This is a genomic window from Streptomyces tamarix (genome assembly GCF_032423885.1).
Classification (GTDB): Bacteria; Actinomycetota; Actinomycetes; order Streptomycetales; family Streptomycetaceae; genus Streptomyces; species Streptomyces tamarix.
This window is the reverse complement of record NZ_JAWCTQ010000009.1, coordinates 76,922-93,279: the sequence shown is the minus strand read 5'-3', so window position 1 is coordinate 93,279 and position 16,358 is coordinate 76,922. Positions and strand designations below refer to the sequence as shown.

Below are 16,358 nucleotides of genomic sequence, written 5' to 3'. Positions count from 1 at the left end.
TCGCCGGCGGGCGGCCCGGGTCAGGCCGCGGCGCTGCGGCGGTCTGCTTCGTCGGCGCGGTGAGAGGAGGGCGCCGGCCTTTCCCCACCGCGCGGCTGCTCCCCGCCCACCGGCTCCCAGCGGCCCCGGCCGCTCACCCGTCCGCTGTGCTCGGCCAGTGTCGGCCCGGGGCCGTGTGCCCGCGCCGCACCGCGCCGCCGCTCGCGCCCCGGCCGGCCACCGGTCCCACCTGCTGTCCGGGATGCGGGAGCACGGCCGCCCGGGCCAGGGGCCGCCGCGCGAGTGCCGGGGTCGCGATCAACGGTGGTGCCTTCGTACCGCTGCGGCAGTCCGCTCGTGCCCCTGCCGCTCGACACCCGCACTGCGTATCGCCTCACGCACGCGGACCCGTTGACGCCTGTTGATCCCGGTTCAGGCGTTAACCACGTGATAGGGGGTAGCAAGAGCCAAATCCAGCCATGATCGTGAAAGGTGCCGCCTGTGTCTCAGGAGCGACATAAACCGGGGCAAAGGATGCGCCTACCCGTGAAGGCGGCCCTTCCCGGCCGTCACCCGCACGAGGACAGGGCACCCGTCACCGACCCGGTCGTCTTCGGTGTGACGGCGGTGCTCACCCTGGGCTTCGTGATCTGGGGCGCCACGGCGACCGACACGCTGGAGAGCGTCTCCGACACGATGCTCGACGGTCTCATGCACAACGGCGGCTGGGCGTTCGTCCTGGCCGCCTCGGGCTTCGTCGTCTTCGCTCTGTGGCTCGCGATCAGCCGGTACGGACGGATCCAGCTGGGGCAGGAGCACGAGAAGCCCGAGTTCAGCACCGTCTCCTGGGTCGCCATGATGTTCAGCGCCGGCATGGGCATCGGCCTGATGTTCTACGGCGTCAGCGAGCCGCTCGCCCACTACACGACCCCGCCGCCGGGCACCGACCCCGCCGACCCGGCGGACGCCATGCAGACGGCCCTCGCCACCACGCTCTTCCACTGGACCCTGCATCCGTGGGCCATCTACGCCGTGGTCGGCCTCGCCATCGCGTACAGCACCTTCCGGCGCCGGCGGCGGCAGACCATCAGCGCCGTCTTCGTACCCCTCATCGGCCAGAAGCACGCCGACGGCGTCCCCGGCCGGGTGATCGACATCCTCGCCATCTTCGCCACGCTCTTCGGGTCCGCCACCTCCCTGGGGCTGGGCGCGCTCCAAATCGGCAGCGGCATGCACGAGGTGGGCTGGCTCGACAGGGCCGGGACCGGACTGCTCGTGACCATCATCGGTGTCCTGACCGTCTGCTTCGTCTTCTCCGCGGTCTCCGGCGTGGAGAAGGGCATCCAGTGGCTCTCCAACACCAACATGGTGCTCGCCGTGGTCCTCGCCGCCTTCGTCTTCGTCTTCGGTCCCACCATCCTGGTCCTCGACCTGATCCCCACCTCGCTCGCCGCGTACTTCGACGAGCTGCCCACGCTGGTCGGTCGCACGGAGGCGTCCACCGGCGGCGGTGACGTCGCCGACTGGCTGAGCAGTTGGACCGTCTTCTACTGGGCCTGGTGGATCTCCTGGACGCCGTTCGTCGGCATGTTCATCGCCCGCATCAGCCGGGGGCGGACCATCCGCCAGTTCATCGGCGGCGTCATCCTGGTGCCCAGCACCGTCAGCCTGATCTGGTTCGCCGTCTTCGGCGGGACGGCCATGCGTCTGAAGGGGGAGGGAGACCTCGGGGGTGCGTCCACGCCCGAGGCCCAGCTCTTCGGCGTCCTCCAGGAGTTCCCGATCGCCGGCGTGATGAGCCTGCTCGTGATGATCCTGGTCGGCATCTTCTTCATCTCGGGCGCCGACGCGGCGTCCATCGTCATGGGCACCCTCTCCCAGAAGGGCACCTTCGAACCGGCCCGGCTCGTCGTCGTCTTCTGGGGCGTGGTGACCGGCGGCGTCGCGGCCGTGATGCTGCTCGTCGGCGAGGGCAAGGGCAACGCCCTCGCGGGCCTGCAACACCTGACGATCCTGGTCGCCGCCCCGTTCGTCCTGGTGATGATCGGCATGTGCTGGGCCTTGATGAAGGACCTCCGCAAGGACCCGCTGATCGTCCGGGGCGAACTGGCCGAGGAGGCCGTCGAGGAAGCGGTGATCGCGGGACACGAGAAGTACGCGGGTGACTTCGAGATCCGCATCGGCCCCGCGCAGGACGAGGCACCCCGGCCCACCGGGGACCGCGCCCCCAAGAAGGACGAGCCCGGCTGACGGGTCCGCCCCGACGGGGCCACGGGAAGGAACCCGCCAGGGAGGGCCCGGGCGGGCCCTCCCGTATCTCCGGCACCACAGGGCCGGGCGTCAACCCGCCGCCCCGGCCGTCAGCTCCGCCACCGGGCGCACCCCACCCGACCGTCACCCCAGTGCCCCAGTGCCCCAGTGCCCCAGTGCCCCGGCGGTCGTAGTCGTGGACCACCATCCCGCTGTCGCCCGGGGCCGGCTCCGTCACCGGGCGCGCCCCCACCCGTCCTCTTTCGAGCCGGATTCCGCATCGCCGATGTCTTCGTCCGGTCCGCTCGCTGATGCGAGGGGGCCGCTTGGCGGGGGGTCAGTTCCACGGTTCCTGGTGGGGGTCTTCGCCCAGTACCTTCGCGGCGGCCACGCAGAGGTTTTTGCCGTAGAGCTGGTTGCTGCCGAAACCGGAACCCCACAGGTCGGACGCGGCCTGGGCCACGGCGCGCCAGGAGAGGTCCTCGTCGACTCGCCACGTACGGATCCGGGCGGCCATCTCCGGCGTGATCGTCGCCGGATCCACGGTGTCGTGTGCCATTCCACCGACCCTAGAGACCTCGCGAAGGAACCGGCCATCCGATGACGTCCTCACCCGCCCGCTGGACCGCGCCCCGACCGGCGGTCCCGGCGGCCGGCCCGCTCCCCGGCTCGTACGCGCGGGGGCTCGGTCCGGACGAGGCCCCCGAGGTGACGGTGGCGCGGGGCCACTGCCGGATGGAGGAGGCGCTCGCCGACGACACCCTGGCGGTCCTCGTCGCTCCACGGGCCGCCGGAAAACGGCCTGGCGAGCCTGGCCAAAGCCGTCCCCGCCCGAGCGCGGGCGCCGTCGGCTTCGGCATGCCCGCGGCCGGAGCGGACGGCGGTGCCCCGGACCAGCCGATCGCCGTGCCGCTCAGGCTGCCCGGCGGACGGGGGACGCCGACCGTCGCGTCGCCGAGGACGATGAGCCACCGCGCGGCCGAGGACGAGCCGGCGCAGGCCGCTGAACCAGGCGGGGGACATGCGGCCGACGCGCCCCCACCCTGGTGCTGCGCCTGGGTCGACCGCGACTCCCGGCGGCAGCTCTCGGCTCAGGCGCGTGGACCGGCGCCGTGCAGCAGGGTGTCGATGATGCGGGCGGCGAGGGTGTCCGGGTCGGCACCCTCCGCGTTGCCGTGCAGGGATTCCCCGATGAGCGCGTAGTAGACCCGGCGCACCCAGTCGAGGTCGGCCGCTTCGTCGATGAGCTTGTCGTCCTGGGCCCGCTTCAGCACGGCGATGCAGCGGCGGGCGATGTCCTGGTGGAGGACGGCGGCCTCGCTGTCCGGGTCGGCCGGCAGCTCCAGGGCGAACGCCCAGGCGCTTTTGACCTGCAGCACGTTGGCCGTGATCCGGTGCATCGCCACCAGCGGCGGCGCGGTGTCCGGCCTGCCGTCGTCCACTGCCCGGGCGAGCTGACGGGCGGCCGATGACGCCAACGCCTCGATCAGTGCCTGCCGGTTGGCGAACCGCCGGTGGATCGTCGTGCGGGCCACACCCGCGGCTGCGGCGATCTGCTCCATGGAAGCGCCGGGTTCTTCGGCGAGCACCCGCTCGGCCGCTTCCAGGATCGCGCGCACGCTGCGTTCCGCGTCAGCCCGCAGCGACCGTCCCGCCGTCTCACCCATCACGCCTCCTGCTGGACCCCTTGACCGGAAACATCATACATCTGTGACGCGATGCCGCATATAACTGCAACACTTCTGTTGCGACTCATCGAATTGTTGATACATACTCATCTCAGTTGGCCTCGGTTGAAGGAGAAGCTTGTGAACAGCACCGCCCTCATCACCGGAGCGTCGTCCGGCCTCGGCGCGGAGTTCGCCGCGCAGCTCGCCGCCCAGGGACACGACGTGGTCCTGGTGGCGCGCTCCGGCGACCGGCTTGCCGCCCTCGCCGAGCGTCTGATCGCCGAGCACGGCGTCCGCGCGCACGTGCTGGTCCAGGACCTCGCCGAACCGGACGCGGCCCGCCGCGTCGCCGACCGGTTGACCGCCTGCGGCCTGAGCGTCGACCTGCTGGTCAACAACGCCGGGTTCGGTACCTGCGGCCGCTTCGAGGAGATCTCCGGGGCCCGCGACCACGACCAGTTGATGGTCAATGTCGTCGCCCTCGTCGACCTCACCCATGAACTGCTGCCCGGCATGCTGGAGCGCGGCCGCGGGGCGGTCGTCAACGTCGCGTCCAACGCCGCCTTCCAGCCCGCCCCGTACTTCGCCGTCTACGGTGCGGCCAAGGCCTTCGTGCTGAACTTCGGCCTCGCCCTGCGCCAGGAGTACCGCCGGCGTGGCATCCGCGTGCTCACCTTGTGCCCCGGCCCGGTCGAGACCGCCTTCTTCGACGCCATCGGCACCCGCCGGGCGGCTGTCACCGGCTCCATGACCACCCCGGAGCCCGTCGTACGCGCCGCGCTGCGCGCGCTGGAGCGCGACCGCGGCTACGTCGCCCCCGGACTTGGCAACGCCCTGGCCGCACACCTGTCACCCCGCCGCCCCCGGACCCTGGTCGCGGCCATCGCCGAACGCGTCACCCGCAAGGTCCTGGCCACCTCGGCCGCCCCCTCGACGTCGCCGGAGCGCGCCGCATGAGAGCCTCGGCCGCCCCTGTCGGCGCCGCCTCGGCGATGCTGCTCGTCGGCACCTCGACCGCGGTCTCCGCCACCATCGCCGACTACCCGGTCTTCACGGGGCAGGCCCTGCGTTACGCGCTCGCCGCGGCGATCCTGCTGACCGTCGTGGGCCACCGGCGGCTGCCCCGCGTACGCCTGACCGCACGTGACGTTCTGCTGTTGTTCGCGCTGGCCGCCACCGGCCTGGCGGGGTTCAACGTCTTCCTCGTCGAAGCCACCCGGCACGCCGGGCCCGCCATGATCGCCGCTGTGGTCGGAGCGGTCCCTCTCGTGCTCGCCCTCGTGGGGCCGTTGACGGAACGCCGGCGCCCCGCGCCCCGTACCGTCGGCGCCGCGGTCGTGGTGGCACTCGGCACAGCCGTCGCCGCCGGCCTCGGCTCGGGCAGCGTGAGGGGCCTCCTCCTGTCCCTCGGCGCACTCGCCGGCGAGGTGGCCTTCTCCCTGCTGGCCGTCCCGCTCCTGCCCAAACTCGGCCCCCTGAGGGTCGCCGCCTATCCCGCCGCCCTGTCCGTCCCCATGCTCCTGGCCGCGGGTCTCGCCCTGGACGGTACGACCTCCCTGCGGCTGCCCACCCCTGGCCAAGCAGCCGCCTTCGGCTACCTCGGCGCGGTCGTCACCGCTGCCGCCTTCTTCCTGTGGTACGACGCACTGCGCCGCCTCGGCGCCGACCGTGCGGGCCTCTTCGCCGGCCTGGTGCCGGTGGGCGCACTGCTCACTGCCGTGGCACTCGGCCTCGGCCGGGCAGGCCCCGCCGACGTCACCGGTGCCCTGCTCGTCACAGTCGGCGTCGCCGTCGGTCTGCGACGGCCGAGCCCAGGGCCACACCCGCCCCGGGCGGCTGTGGGCGAGTTGGTCTGATCGGTGTTCACCCGGACGACAAGAGGTCGCGCGGACAGGCGGACGGCAGGGGGCGGCACCGGCGACGCCTCCTCGACCGCGAGGGCGGCGGCCGTCCCTGCCGTGGTCTTCTGCGCAACGGTCCGTCCCCGAAGGTCGACAGACCTCAGCAGGGCCGGCGAGTCGACCTTGTCGAACCCGGGCGCGGGCGGCCCGTCCTTGAGTGCCGCCCAGTCCGGGTGACGAGCTTCGAGGCCGCCCCGGGCGGCCCGTCCGGCCACCTGCCGGCCTCTCGCTGCGCTTGGCCTCGGCGACATCGTCGACACCCACGTCTGCCCGCCGGGTGCGCTGCCGTCCCTTGTTCCCTCCGAAGCCGTAGGGGAGGGCGATGCCCATCGGGCGGACCGCACCGGGCAGAGCCCCGGCACCGGTACTCGCATCGTGGCGGTCTCACGCGGGGGCGGGCCCGGGAGCACGCCGTCTGCTCGGTTGGTGCGGACCTCGCGGTCTGCTCGACGATCCGCCTCCTGGGGGAGGGCCGCACCGGCCGGGCCATTGTCGTCCTTGACGTCCTCGGGGTCGTCCGGTGATCACGACGACAAAGGCCCGCCTCGGGGAAACGACGACCGTCAGGACCAGGCCGGTTCTTCAGAGAGGGAAAATCCGCAGGGTTTCCGGCAGGGTGGAGAAGTGAGGCCGAGACCGGTCGGGTGAGGCGGGCAAGCCCCTTCGGACAGTGTCGCACCGGTCACGGCGAGTCGTCGTCCTCGTGCGTTCCGGCGGGTTGCCGACGACCCGGAGCGGCAAGGTGCGCCGCACCGCCTGCCGGCAGGCGTACGTCGCCGGACTGCTGGATCCGATCCACACCACCCCCGCACGCGGCGTCTCCCCGGCCGCCCCGCCCGGGACGCCGCCGCGGAGCGAGATGCGCGCGACGGTCGCGGCCCTGCCGGCCGGGCGGCGCGCCGCGGCGGTCGCGGCGGAAGTGCGCCGCCGCGTGGCCGACCTCCTGGCGGTCCGACCCGCATCGGTCGAAGACGACGTGTCGATGGCGGCCCAGGGGCTGGGGTCGCTGCGCGCCATCGAGCTCCACGGGTCCCTGAGCCGTGACTTCGACGTCCGCCTGCCCTTGTCCGACTTCCTCCAGGGCGGACATCACGGCGGTGGCCGCCGGTATCCTCCGTCGGCTCGACGAGGGCTGAAGCCCTCAGGCGAGGGCGAGAGGCGGGACCGCCCGGCCGATGGCCAGCACCCCGCCGTCCAGCCGCAACCACAGGGGGCCGGGATCGGCGCCCAGGGTGCGGCGCAGGGCGGTGGGAACGTAGTCCATGGTCGCGAGCCGCTCGGTGTAGTGGAGGAAGCGGTGGCAGCCGACGGCACGCAGGGAGGAGCCCTGCGCCGCGGCGGCCACCTCGGGCAGGGTGAAGCCGCCGGGGCCCTCGCCCTGGATCACGTCGACGGCGTCGACGTGCCGGTGGCGCACGCGTTCGGGGAAGAAGCGCGCCGCGAAGTGCCGGTAGAGGACGTACTCGGAGGCGCCGGTCCACTTGCCGGGGTCGGCGGTGCGCAAGAACGCCTGCCAGAAGGGCTCGCCGTGGGCGTCCTGGGCGCGCTGGACGAGGTCGCCCAGGACGGTGCGGTCGAAGACCATGTGGTGCTGCATGCCGCTGTAGGCGTCCACGGGCAACCAGCCCGGTACCAGTCTCCCGGCGGCCTCCAGCGCCGAGTGGCGGGCGGGCAGCCGGTGCGTCCGGGAGCCGGGGTGCCAGGAGAGCGGATAGCCGTAGGACAGCAGGGACCTTCCCCGTCCGTCGACGAACACCGTGTCCCGCAGGAACACGAAGTCCGCGTCGACCACCAGCACGTGCTCCGGCGCGTCCGCGGGAAGGAGGGTGAAGCACTCCAGCTTCACCAGCTGCTGGAAGTACCACGAGGCGGTGGAGGGATCTCTGCCCAGGTCCCGCAGGTACGCGCGCACCGTGCTGCCGGCGACGGTGCACCGGCGTTCGTCGTACCACACGATGCGCGGATCGATGTCGCCGCGGGGCCGCTCCGGCACGCGCTGGGCGATCACCTGCACCGTGGTGACGGGATTCAGACAGTGATCCCGTAGGCCCCGCACGCAGACGTCCAGCCCGGGCATGTCCTTCTCCGCGGCCAGGATGACCACGCCGATCGGCGGTAGCGCTTCGTCGTGGTGTCCGCCGGATCGTCCGGTGGCAGCCGTGGGGGCGGGAGCGAAGGCGGAAGGATCTGCCCGATGCTGCTGCACCCGGCGAACGATAGCAAGGCGGGAACGGCACCCGACGGCATCGTTGATCGTGTCGCCCCGGTCGAGCAACCACCGCGTGGGTCGGGCCAACCGGTACTGGGGATGCGGCCGGCTCCGGCCTCGGAGTCGACCGCATGCCGTGATCGAGCCCGGCTGTCAGCGGTGGCTGCGAAGCCGACCGGACGGACCGTGATGACGAGCACCTGCTGTGCCACCGGGTCTACGGCGCCGACCGTCGACCACCCGGGCCCGCAGCCCAACCGGTACTGTGCCGCAGCCCCTCCCAGTCGACCTCGGGGCGCGCGGCGACGAGCGCGTCGACGGCCGCCGTGTGGGGGAGCGGGACGTCGGCCGCACCGGCCCGGTTCCTGCCGAACCCCACCTCGACCGTCTCGGTGGTCATGAGCGGTTCGGTGCCCTCGGACTTCGTGCTGCTGTCTACGGTCACGCGTTTCGTGGTTTGCCCGGCGGACTGCCGGACCACCGTCCCGTCGGTCGTCGCCCGCTGCCCGGCCTCCCGCTGTGCCGTGCTTCCGTCGCCTGCGGGGCCTGCCGGGCTGAGGGCGCTGCTGTCGTGCCTGCCGGGGCGCTGGCCCGCCATCCGTCCGGTGCGTGGGACGTGTGTGATCGGTGCGGGTGGGCTGTGCACGCTGACGGCTCCCGTCCCGCGCGTGGGGGAGGGAGCCGTCCGGTTTGTCGGCGAGGTACGCCTTAAACGGGTCACGCGTGGCGGTGCGAGTGCCGGTTGCCGGTGACGAGACGGTAGAGGAGGAGCAGGATGACGGAGCCGATGATCGCGGCGATCCAGGTGGAGAGGTCGAAGAACCCGTCGATGGAGTCGACGCCGAAGATGACCTTGCCGAGCCAGCCGCCGAGCAGACCGCCGGCGATGCCGATGAGCATGGTGATGATGATGCCGCCGGGGTCCTTGCCCGGCGTCAGGGCCTTGGCGATCATGCCGGCGAGCAGGCCGATGATGATCCACGCGATGATGCCCATGGTGTGTCTCCGTCTCTCCGTATAAAGGCAGTGTTAGTTCCTCGTGTGCACCGTCCGGGCCCGGACAAACATCTCTTCGGCCGCCAATCCGGCCGAGTCCGGTCTTGATCCCCGCTCGGCGCCGCCCTGCCCTTTCCGTACGGCCACTTCGGCCCGGGCGCCGCGAAGGCGGCTTGTTCATGGTGGGGCGCTGGTCGCTCCTGGCCCTGTACGGATGTGAAGGCCCCCGCCGGTGGGCGGGAGCCTTCAGCGTCGATGTCTTCGTCTCGACCGTGCCGGCGTCGTGCCGGCGGGTCTCCCCTCCGCTCTCCTGCCGCGCATGCCGTGCTGGGGGCGCTGCCCCGGGCGGGCGGTTCCCTCCTGTGACAAAGCCCGGGGGCGTACGCGGCCCGCTGCCCAGGCATGGGGGCCGGGCAGTGGGCCGGGTACGGAGGCGTGGTGGGGGAGGAGGCCGGGTCAGACGGCGGTGGCGGTCCAGCGCTGCTGGACCTGGCCGTGGCACTGCCACTGGGTGAGCTGGGTGAGTATGGGGTGCTCCTTGCCGTGCGGCCGGGGCTCGGGCACGGCGAGGAGCGTCCATGGAGCGGGCCGTCGCCGCTGCGGGGCCGGTCGGGGTGGTGCGGCGCGTGGTGTGTGCCGGGTCAGGTGCCGCAGGTGTGTCCGTTGAGGGTGAAGGCGGTCGGTGCGGGGCCGTCCTGGGTGCGGCTGCCGTTGAAGCCGATGGTGGTGGAGGCGCCCGCCGCGAGTTTCGCGTTCCAGGTCAGGTTCTGCGCGGTGACCGTTGTGCCCTGTTGCTCCCACTGTGCTGCCCAGCCCTGGCCGACGCGTTGTCCGGCTGTGAAGTCCCAGCGCAGTTGCCAGCCGTCGATCGGTTTGTCGCTGGTGTTGGTGATCTTCACATGGGCCGTGAAGCCGCCGGGCCATTGGTTGGCCACGGTGTAGTCGACCTTGCACTGTTGTGCGGGAACTGCCGCTGTGCGCACGGTGACGTCGGGCGAGGGCGGCGAGACGTTGCCTGCCGCGTCCCGGGCCTTGACGGTGAAGGTGTATGCGGTGTCGGGTCGCAAAGAGGTGATGGTGTGTGAGGTGCCGGTGGTGCTGGCGATCTTGACGGGTGTGTCGCCGTCGAGCCGGTACACGTCGTAACCGGTGACGCCGGTGTCGTCGGTGGCCGCCGGCCAGGTGAGGGTGAGGCCGTCGGCCGTGATGTTCGAGGCGCTGGGTTTGCCCGGTGCGGTGGGCGCTTCGGTGTCCTGCTCGCCGCCTCCGCCGGCGGGCAGGACGAGGTGGGTGATGGAGTCGGCGGGGAAGTCGGCCGTGAACGCGCCGGCCGTGACGGCCTGGTCGTCCTCACGGACGATGCCGTCCAGGTGCCGGGCGCTGTAGCGGTGGACCTCGGCCGTGCCGGTGCCGGCGCCGTTGATCCTGACGGGGCTGGTGAGGTCGGCTCCGCTCTTGTTGACCACCACCACGGTCAGGGCGTCGTCGGAGGCGCGCCGGGCCGCGTAGACGGCGAGCTTGTCCTGGTCCTCACTGGCTGCGGGAAGGGAGGTCTCTCCGAACGCACCGCCCTCGCCGTCGTAGTTGCGGTAGACGCGAAAGGCGTGCGCGACCGGTTCGTCGCTCTCGGGGGCGGTCCACAGCGAGGCCAGGTCCATGCCCTCACGGCCGAAGATGCCCAGGACGTCGGCCTGGGCCAGGGCGCCGTTGATGTGCCCGTGGGCGCCCCAGCTGTACTCGGTCATGGCGAGCTTGGTGCCGGGGTAGTGGTCGTCGACCAGCTTGCGCATCCGGGGGATCATCTGGACCGGGCGGTTGATCCAGCTCTCGTCGACGTAGGTGGGGTCCCACAACTGCCGCGTGGAGCGCAGCCGGCGTTCCTGGGTGGCGGCGTCACCGGCCTCCTCGCCGTGCACTCCCGCCTGCTGCGGGTACAGGTGGATGTCGAAGTAGTCCAGGATGCGGGTGCCGTGCTCCCTCTCGTAGGCGCGCATCTGGTCCAGGTACCACGGGCCCAGGTCCTGGCCGCCGTGCGCTGCCCGGTCGGGCGGGTTGCTCCAGCAGCCCGTACGGCCGCAGACGTCCTGGTCGAGTCCCGAGTAGAAGATCGAGTTCAGTCCCCAGCCGACCGGTCCCAGCGTCTTGGCGTCGGGATCGGCCGCCTTGACGGCGCCCGCGTACCGGTAGGTGAGATCGCGCAGCTCGTCGTACCCCAGCCCTTCGCGGCGGACGTCGCGGTGCGTGGAGTGCCACAGGTCGGGCTCGTTGTCCAGGTTGTAGAACCGCACTCCGTCACCGGCCGCGCCGCCGTAGCGGCTCTTGAGGTGGTTGATCCAGTCGGTCACGTACTGCGGACCGATCTCGACGCTGGTGTCGGCAGGGTCGTTGCCGGTGATGGGGGTGCCGTCCGGTTTCCTGCCGTTGCCGCAGTCCGGCGCCCAGGGGTCGGTGGACTGCTGCGGTCCGTACTTCTGCACGCTGAAGGCGCACGCCTTGGACCGGTCCTTGGCCACCTGGCCGAGCAGGGGGACGGTCAGGATCGTCTGGGTGCCCGTCGCCCGGTTCTGCTCGACGAAGCGGTCCGTCTCCGACCCGTTCGGCAGGCTGCCGGGGTCGGGGTTGTCGTTGGGGATGTTCTCGAAGTACCAGTCCGAGGCGCGGTTGGTGGTGTCGTTGCGGAAGTTGTAGCGGGTGGTGTGGTTGCCGCCCCAGCGGTGGACCGGCAGACGCAGGTCGGCCGCCAGGGCCTCGTCGGCGAAGTTCATTCCGTAGACGTACGGGCTGATGGAACGCCCGGCCGCGGTCGCGTCGACGGTCAGGGCCGGCCCGACCGCGGCGGCCGCCGTCGCGGGCACGGAGACACCGGTCGCGACGACCCCGGCGATCGCGACCGGTGCCAAGGCGGTTCTGAGGCGCATGAGGTTCCTCTCGTTTTTCTCCGCAGGGGTGGGAGCGCTCCCACGATCGAACCTCCAACGAACTGTCATGGCTCTGTCACATGCTGTCAAGGCATCTCACAACCGCTTCCTCGGAAGGCGGGCGGTGCCCCCTGCGGAGGATCCTTCGAGAAGCCCCCGTGCCGGCGCGGGGACTTCGCCGCTCGCGCCGACTGCGCCGGTGCCCGCTCCCACCCCCCTCTGTCCTTGACCGCCGACGTGGTGCGGCAGCGAAGGCAGGAGTCCCTTCGTCCCGTTCTGGGAGGCGAACCGCAGGGCCGGGTCCTGGCCCTGCGGTTCCTGCGCCCCCCACGGGGCAACCCGATGTCGAGGAGGTTGGCGGCGTACCACCGCCTGAAACCTTCGTCGTCGAGCAGAAGAACGGCCCGGGGCAGCACGATCCGCCGTTACATCGCCTGGCGGAACGAGCACACCGCCGATATTCGCTTGCGCACCGTCGTCACTCGCGCCAACGTCGCCTGACACCGCACGAAGGCAGAGAAGATGACCACGCATCCCCACCCCGTCGACCACGAACTCATCGCGGCCGCGGCCCACGTCGCTCGCACTCGATGCCGCGGCGACAACCACACCATGGCAGCCGCGGGCCGCGCCCGGGACGGACGGATCATCACCGCGGTGAACGCCTACCACTTCACGGGAGGCCCGTGCGCCGAGTTGGTCCTCATCGGCACGGCGGCAACCCAGGGCGCTTACGAGCTGGACACGATCGTCGCCGTTGGCGACCGCGACCGCGGAGTCGTTCCCCCGTGCGGACGTTGCCGCCAAGTCCTTCTCGACTACTTCCCGGCCCTGAAGGTCATCGTCGGTACAGGCGACCGTCTCCGAACCGTCCGCATCACCGACCTGCTTCCCGAAAGCTACGTCTGGGCCGACCACCAACTCGACGCCGAACGAACCGCACCATTCAGTACGAGCTGACGCCAGGCGGCAACAGGGCGAACGTTGCTCGATGCGGCACTGGGCAACTGCTGGGGGAAGCGCTCATGGACACCCCACCCGCGTGTGGAAGGAGGAGCTGATCGAGTGCTGGAAGGTCGCAGACGAGGACGGCCCACCGCCGCCCCGCCCCGCCCGGCGCCGCCGCTGCGCGCGGGTCGACGGCCGCCGGGCGTCGGCGCCGACCCGGTGCGGGCCGGCCGACTCCGGTGCGTCGAGGGCGTTGCCCCGTGAGGAACGCGGATAGTCCGTGCCGGCAGGGGCGAACGGACGGGGCGTCGTCGGTCCGGGTCTGGATCTCGACGGGTTCACTTCCGGTCGGGGCGCAGTTGTGCACCGGCACGCTCGCGGTTCAGCGCAGCAGGGTGTCGAGGAAGGGGCTGGACAGTACGTGGTGGGGGTCGAGCCGGTCGAGTGCTGTCACCGCCTCGTCCCAACCCGGGCCGCCCCCGGCGCGGTGGCCGGCGGGGATGTGGCGGGCGAGGACGTCCGGGTCGGACCATGCGGCGGTGTCGGTGTAGGCCCAGCCCTTGGACCACTCCACCCGGACCGACGCCCGGTCGCCGTCCAAGGCCAGGAGGAACTGCTCGATCTCACGGTAGAAACGGTGCAGAGCGGGTGTGCCCGGCAGGGAGAGGACGTCGATCCACACGGCGGTGTCGGCGTCCGGCCGGTCGGGGCGCGGTCGCAGGGCGGACAGCAGCGGGGGCTGTGCGCCGGGGACGCCGCACGCGGACGGATCCTCCAGGCCGGTCACGCGGATCTCCACCTGGCCGTTGACCGGGTACTCGCCGCGTGCCGCGTACTGGGCGAGCAGCGTGCGGTAGAAGTCGGCGAACTGGCTGACCACCCACTGCAGATCGGCGCGGCGGACGAGGACGGCGTATCCGTTGGCCGTCTCGCGCAGCGTGGTGGGCCGCACGTACTGCAACAGGTTGCGGGAGGCGCCCCACAGGTCCGAGCGCAGGCCGCCCGCCAGGAGGTGGGTGAGGACGTCGCCGGTCAGCACCTCCCGTACGAGGTCGTCGGAGAGGAGGACGTCGGTGATGTCACCGGTCAGCGCGACCTTGGTCAGCAGGTACTGGACCCGTCCGAAGAGCGGGGCGCTCGCCCAGGCCCCGGAGACCAGGGAGCCGGCCAGCCGGGCCACCGGCTCGGGAAGGGAGTCGGAGAACGGGTAGTTGTACGGCTCGTCGACCGCGCGGGCCGCAAGGGGTCGGTGCGGGCTGACGCTCCAGACCTTCAGCCAGGGCTTGTCGGTGAAGGCGAACCAGATCGCCTCCGCCCGGCCGGTACGGTCCACGAAGCCGGCCAGCGTCCGCGTGCCGGCCGGGGCACCGGGGGCGGCGAACAGTTCGGTGGCGGGGATGTCCACGAAGGACTGGCAGCGCAGGTTGTGGTCCGTACCCACCCGCAGGACGGCCTCGGTGACCAGCGAACGGCCGAGGTGGGCCAGGAGCGCGCCGCAGTCGGGCTCCGCCCGGCCGACGGTCCGCAGGACGTAGCGGCCGGAGGCGGCGTCCCAGACGACCGCGGTCAGCTCGGTGACCAGGTTGCTCAGCGAACCGTAGCCGTGGCCGGGGGACGGGCTCTCGCCGACGGCGGGGACGGCCGTGCCGTGCGCCCCGATGGCGAGCGCGCCGCCGACCGAGAGCTCGCCGGGCGCCGGTGCGGAGACGACCCCGTGTCCTCTCGCGCCGGCGAACGCGAGCAGGTCCTCCAGGGTGGCTCCGGTCTGGACCCGAACCTCGGCCGACCCGTCGTCGGCCCGCCGCTCCAGTGACATCGCGGTCAGGTGTGCGGTGGTGTCCAGCAGGACGACCCGGGCCGTCGCCGGTGTGCCGTCGGCCACCGTCAGGGGAGCCCAGCCGTGCCGTTTGCCTTGCGCGCGCACCTTCCAGCCCGCGCCATGGGCCCAGTTGACGACATCGAGCACCTCCTGAGGACCGCGCGGCACGCACGTCCACAACTGGTCGGTACGGATTTCACCGGCCCAGTTCTCGTAGACGCGCCGGTGGAGGTCGACCCCGGCCGGGAAGCCCGGCGGCGGTGCCGGGGCCGCATGGGCGCTGCCCGGCCGGATGAGCCCGCGCAGCAACCAGACCGCACCGCCCGCGGCGGCCGACGACGCGAGCAGCCCGCGCCGCGACAGCCCGCCCTCCCGGATCGAAGAATCGTCCGTCATCCCCGCACCCCTGCCCCTGACCGTCGCGAACCGGCTCTGCCGGGCCGTCCGGAACGCACGGTACCCGGAACAAAGAACCTACGGTCAAAAGTTCGATCAATTCACCTAGACGAGTGGAGATCGCGTCTCGTGGAACGGCTCAGGTGATCCCCTCACGGGGACGAGGCGCTCGGTTGGCCGGAACGGTGGAGGGGCCTCCCCGGCGGGGCCGTCACGTGTCCTGTCGCGTCGAAGGCCGAGCAGTCCCATCGAACCCGGCGACCGGGCGGCTTGTCTCACTGGAGTTTGTTTGCGCAGGTCAGAGGGGTGTCGTAGGCGGCCGGGTGATGTTGTTATCGTTCAGGCCGCTTCGCATGCACAGCGGAGGAAGGGGCAATACGTGTCCGCTCTGGACTTCTACGCTCATGTCGCCACGCGCCGCGACGTGCTCGGGGCGGGGGCGGGCGCGCACCCCGACAGGTGGGAAGCCGCCCTGGGCAGGGGCTTCCTCGATGTGCCCGGTGACGGCCTGCTGCGACGGGACTACGGACTCGTGGAGATCAACTTCGCGCCGGACCCGCGGGGACGGATGTCCTGCTTCGGTTTCGGCATCGAGATCCACCGTCTCCTTCACGACCGGTCTCCGAGCGCCGTACCGGTACCGCTCTCGCGGCACTACGGGGAGTTCGCGCCCAGGGTTCCGTTCGGAGAACTACAGGCCGCCGTTTCGGCCCTGGGCCGCACGGCCGAGCTCGACGACGTGTCGCGTGACATGCACCGCTATCGCGTGTCCGGGTCGGGTGCCCGCATTCACGTCATCGTCGATCCCGGCCCCCACGGCTCGGATGATCCCGGCCCGGCCGGTCATCGGGCCGGCGACGTATGGTCCATCGACGTGTGGTGACCGAGCGCCCTTGTCACCAGTCGAAGCGTTCCCCGGCCGGGACAGGGGACGCGAGTTGCGAGAGCGACTCCGGACCAGGCGCGCCGGAACGCCCCTGACCTGCGCGGCCGAGCTCCAGTGACACAACGCGTGCCGCACGCCTCAGGCCGGGCCCCGCCCCTCGTGCCCCTGCGCCGGCACCCACCCTGAAGGCCGGCGGCACGCCCGCCGCGTACGCGGCCGTCCCCTCCGTGTCCGTGCGGCGGACGGCGCGCCCGTACCCCGGCTCGCAGCGGCCCCGGCTCCCGCCCGGGCACCGAACTCCCCCCCCGTGGGACACCGGCTCCCCGACCGCCGTTGCGGTGCGCCCGACGTCACGGAACCGCCGCGGGCGCCGGGCCCGCGGTGAG

At 71.9% G+C, this 16,358-nt stretch carries 12 protein-coding genes and 2 pseudogenes; 6 read left to right on the top strand and 8 right to left on the bottom strand.

Going from position 1 to position 16,358, the window contains the following annotated elements:
* Positions 1-513: 513 nt before the first annotated feature.
* On the top strand, positions 514-2,229 hold the full coding sequence (locus RND61_RS09985; RefSeq protein WP_315877479.1) for a BCCT family transporter: 1,716 nt from the start codon (positions 514-516) through the stop codon (positions 2,227-2,229).
* A 337-nt stretch (positions 2,230-2,566) separates the two neighbouring features.
* Here the strand turns inward: RND61_RS09985 and RND61_RS09980 are convergent, their stop codons facing one another.
* Both RND61_RS09980 and RND61_RS09970 read right to left on the bottom strand, forming a co-directional pair.
* Positions 2,567-2,788 (bottom strand): hypothetical protein, encoded by a 222-nt coding sequence (locus tag RND61_RS09980; protein WP_315877478.1) that lies wholly within the window; start codon positions 2,786-2,788, stop codon positions 2,567-2,569.
* Positions 2,789-3,320: 532 nt separating this feature from the next.
* Positions 3,321-3,896: a TetR/AcrR family transcriptional regulator gene (locus RND61_RS09970; protein ID WP_391653186.1), complete on the bottom strand. Its 576-nt coding sequence runs from the start codon at positions 3,894-3,896 to the stop codon at positions 3,321-3,323.
* Positions 3,897-4,037: 141 nt separating this feature from the next.
* Between RND61_RS09970 and RND61_RS09965 the strand changes: the two genes are divergently transcribed.
* Positions 4,038-4,856: an SDR family NAD(P)-dependent oxidoreductase gene (locus tag RND61_RS09965; protein ID WP_315877476.1), complete on the top strand. Its 819-nt coding sequence runs from the start codon at positions 4,038-4,040 to the stop codon at positions 4,854-4,856.
* Entirely contained in the window at positions 4,853-5,755 is a 903-nt protein-coding gene (locus RND61_RS09960; protein WP_315877475.1) for a DMT family transporter, read from the top strand. The genes RND61_RS09965 and RND61_RS09960 overlap by 4 nt, the downstream gene beginning before the upstream one ends.
* A 56-nt stretch (positions 5,756-5,811) precedes the next feature.
* Here the strand turns inward: RND61_RS09960 and RND61_RS09955 are convergent.
* A pseudogene (locus RND61_RS09955) lies at positions 5,812-6,051 on the bottom strand (hypothetical protein); the annotation flags it as partial.
* A gap of 608 nt (positions 6,052-6,659) precedes the next feature.
* On the opposite strand from RND61_RS09955, the pseudogene RND61_RS32675 reads away from it, so the two are divergent.
* Positions 6,660-6,869: pseudogene (locus RND61_RS32675) on the top strand (acyl carrier protein); the annotation flags it as partial.
* A 72-nt stretch (positions 6,870-6,941) separates the two neighbouring features.
* On the opposite strand, the gene RND61_RS09950 reads toward RND61_RS32675, so the two are convergent.
* The 4 genes from RND61_RS09950 to RND61_RS09935 form a co-directional block, all read right to left on the bottom strand.
* Entirely contained in the window at positions 6,942-7,904 is a 963-nt protein-coding gene (locus RND61_RS09950; RefSeq protein ID WP_315877474.1) for a DUF6492 family protein, read from the bottom strand.
* Positions 7,905-8,226: 322 nt separating this feature from the next.
* Positions 8,227-8,454 carry a hypothetical protein gene (locus tag RND61_RS09945; RefSeq protein WP_315877473.1) on the bottom strand — a complete coding sequence of 76 codons (228 nt, stop codon included), beginning with the start codon at positions 8,452-8,454 and terminating at the stop codon, positions 8,227-8,229.
* 272 nt (positions 8,455-8,726) lie between these two features.
* Positions 8,727-9,005, bottom strand: coding sequence for a GlsB/YeaQ/YmgE family stress response membrane protein (locus tag RND61_RS09940; RefSeq protein ID WP_315877472.1), 279 nt, complete (start codon positions 9,003-9,005; stop codon positions 8,727-8,729).
* A gap of 641 nt (positions 9,006-9,646) precedes the next feature.
* A complete protein-coding gene (locus RND61_RS09935; protein WP_315877471.1) occupies positions 9,647-11,923 on the bottom strand; it encodes a glycoside hydrolase family 44 protein in 2,277 nt (758 codons plus the stop codon).
* Positions 11,924-12,445: 522 nt separating this feature from the next.
* Here RND61_RS09935 and RND61_RS09925 point away from each other — a divergent pair.
* Entirely contained in the window at positions 12,446-12,883 is a 438-nt protein-coding gene (locus RND61_RS09925; protein ID WP_315877470.1) for a cytidine deaminase, read from the top strand.
* A gap of 370 nt (positions 12,884-13,253) precedes the next feature.
* Here RND61_RS09925 and RND61_RS09920 read toward each other — a convergent pair whose 3' ends face one another.
* Positions 13,254-15,086 carry a cholesterol oxidase substrate-binding domain-containing protein gene (locus RND61_RS09920; RefSeq protein WP_315877469.1) on the bottom strand — a complete coding sequence of 611 codons (1,833 nt, stop codon included), beginning with the start codon at positions 15,084-15,086 and terminating at the stop codon, positions 13,254-13,256.
* A 379-nt stretch (positions 15,087-15,465) separates the two neighbouring features.
* On the opposite strand from RND61_RS09920, the gene RND61_RS09915 reads away from it, so the two are divergent.
* Positions 15,466-15,969 carry a hypothetical protein gene (locus tag RND61_RS09915; RefSeq protein WP_315877468.1) on the top strand — a complete coding sequence of 168 codons (504 nt, stop codon included), beginning with the start codon at positions 15,466-15,468 and terminating at the stop codon, positions 15,967-15,969.
* Positions 15,970-16,358 lie beyond the last annotated feature (389 nt).

Excerpts from the sequence above, each read along its gene's own strand:
- RND61_RS09940 (WP_315877472.1), bottom strand. The coding sequence starts at position 9,005 with ATGGGCATCATCGCGTGGATCATCATCGGCCTGCTCGCCGGCATGATC.
- RND61_RS09920 (WP_315877469.1), bottom strand. The coding sequence starts at position 15,086 with ATGACGGACGATTCTTCGATCCGGGAGGGCGGGCTGTCGCGGCGCGGG.
- RND61_RS09985 (WP_315877479.1), top strand. The coding sequence starts at position 514 with ATGCGCCTACCCGTGAAGGCGGCCCTTCCCGGCCGTCACCCGCACGAG.
- RND61_RS09970 (WP_391653186.1), bottom strand. The coding sequence starts at position 3,896 with ATGGGTGAGACGGCGGGACGGTCGCTGCGGGCTGACGCGGAACGCAGC.
- RND61_RS09960 (WP_315877475.1), top strand. The coding sequence starts at position 4,853 with ATGAGAGCCTCGGCCGCCCCTGTCGGCGCCGCCTCGGCGATGCTGCTC.
- RND61_RS09980 (WP_315877478.1), bottom strand. The coding sequence starts at position 2,788 with ATGGCACACGACACCGTGGATCCGGCGACGATCACGCCGGAGATGGCC.
- RND61_RS09925 (WP_315877470.1), top strand. The coding sequence starts at position 12,446 with ATGACCACGCATCCCCACCCCGTCGACCACGAACTCATCGCGGCCGCG.
- RND61_RS09935 (WP_315877471.1), bottom strand. The coding sequence starts at position 11,923 with ATGCGCCTCAGAACCGCCTTGGCACCGGTCGCGATCGCCGGGGTCGTC.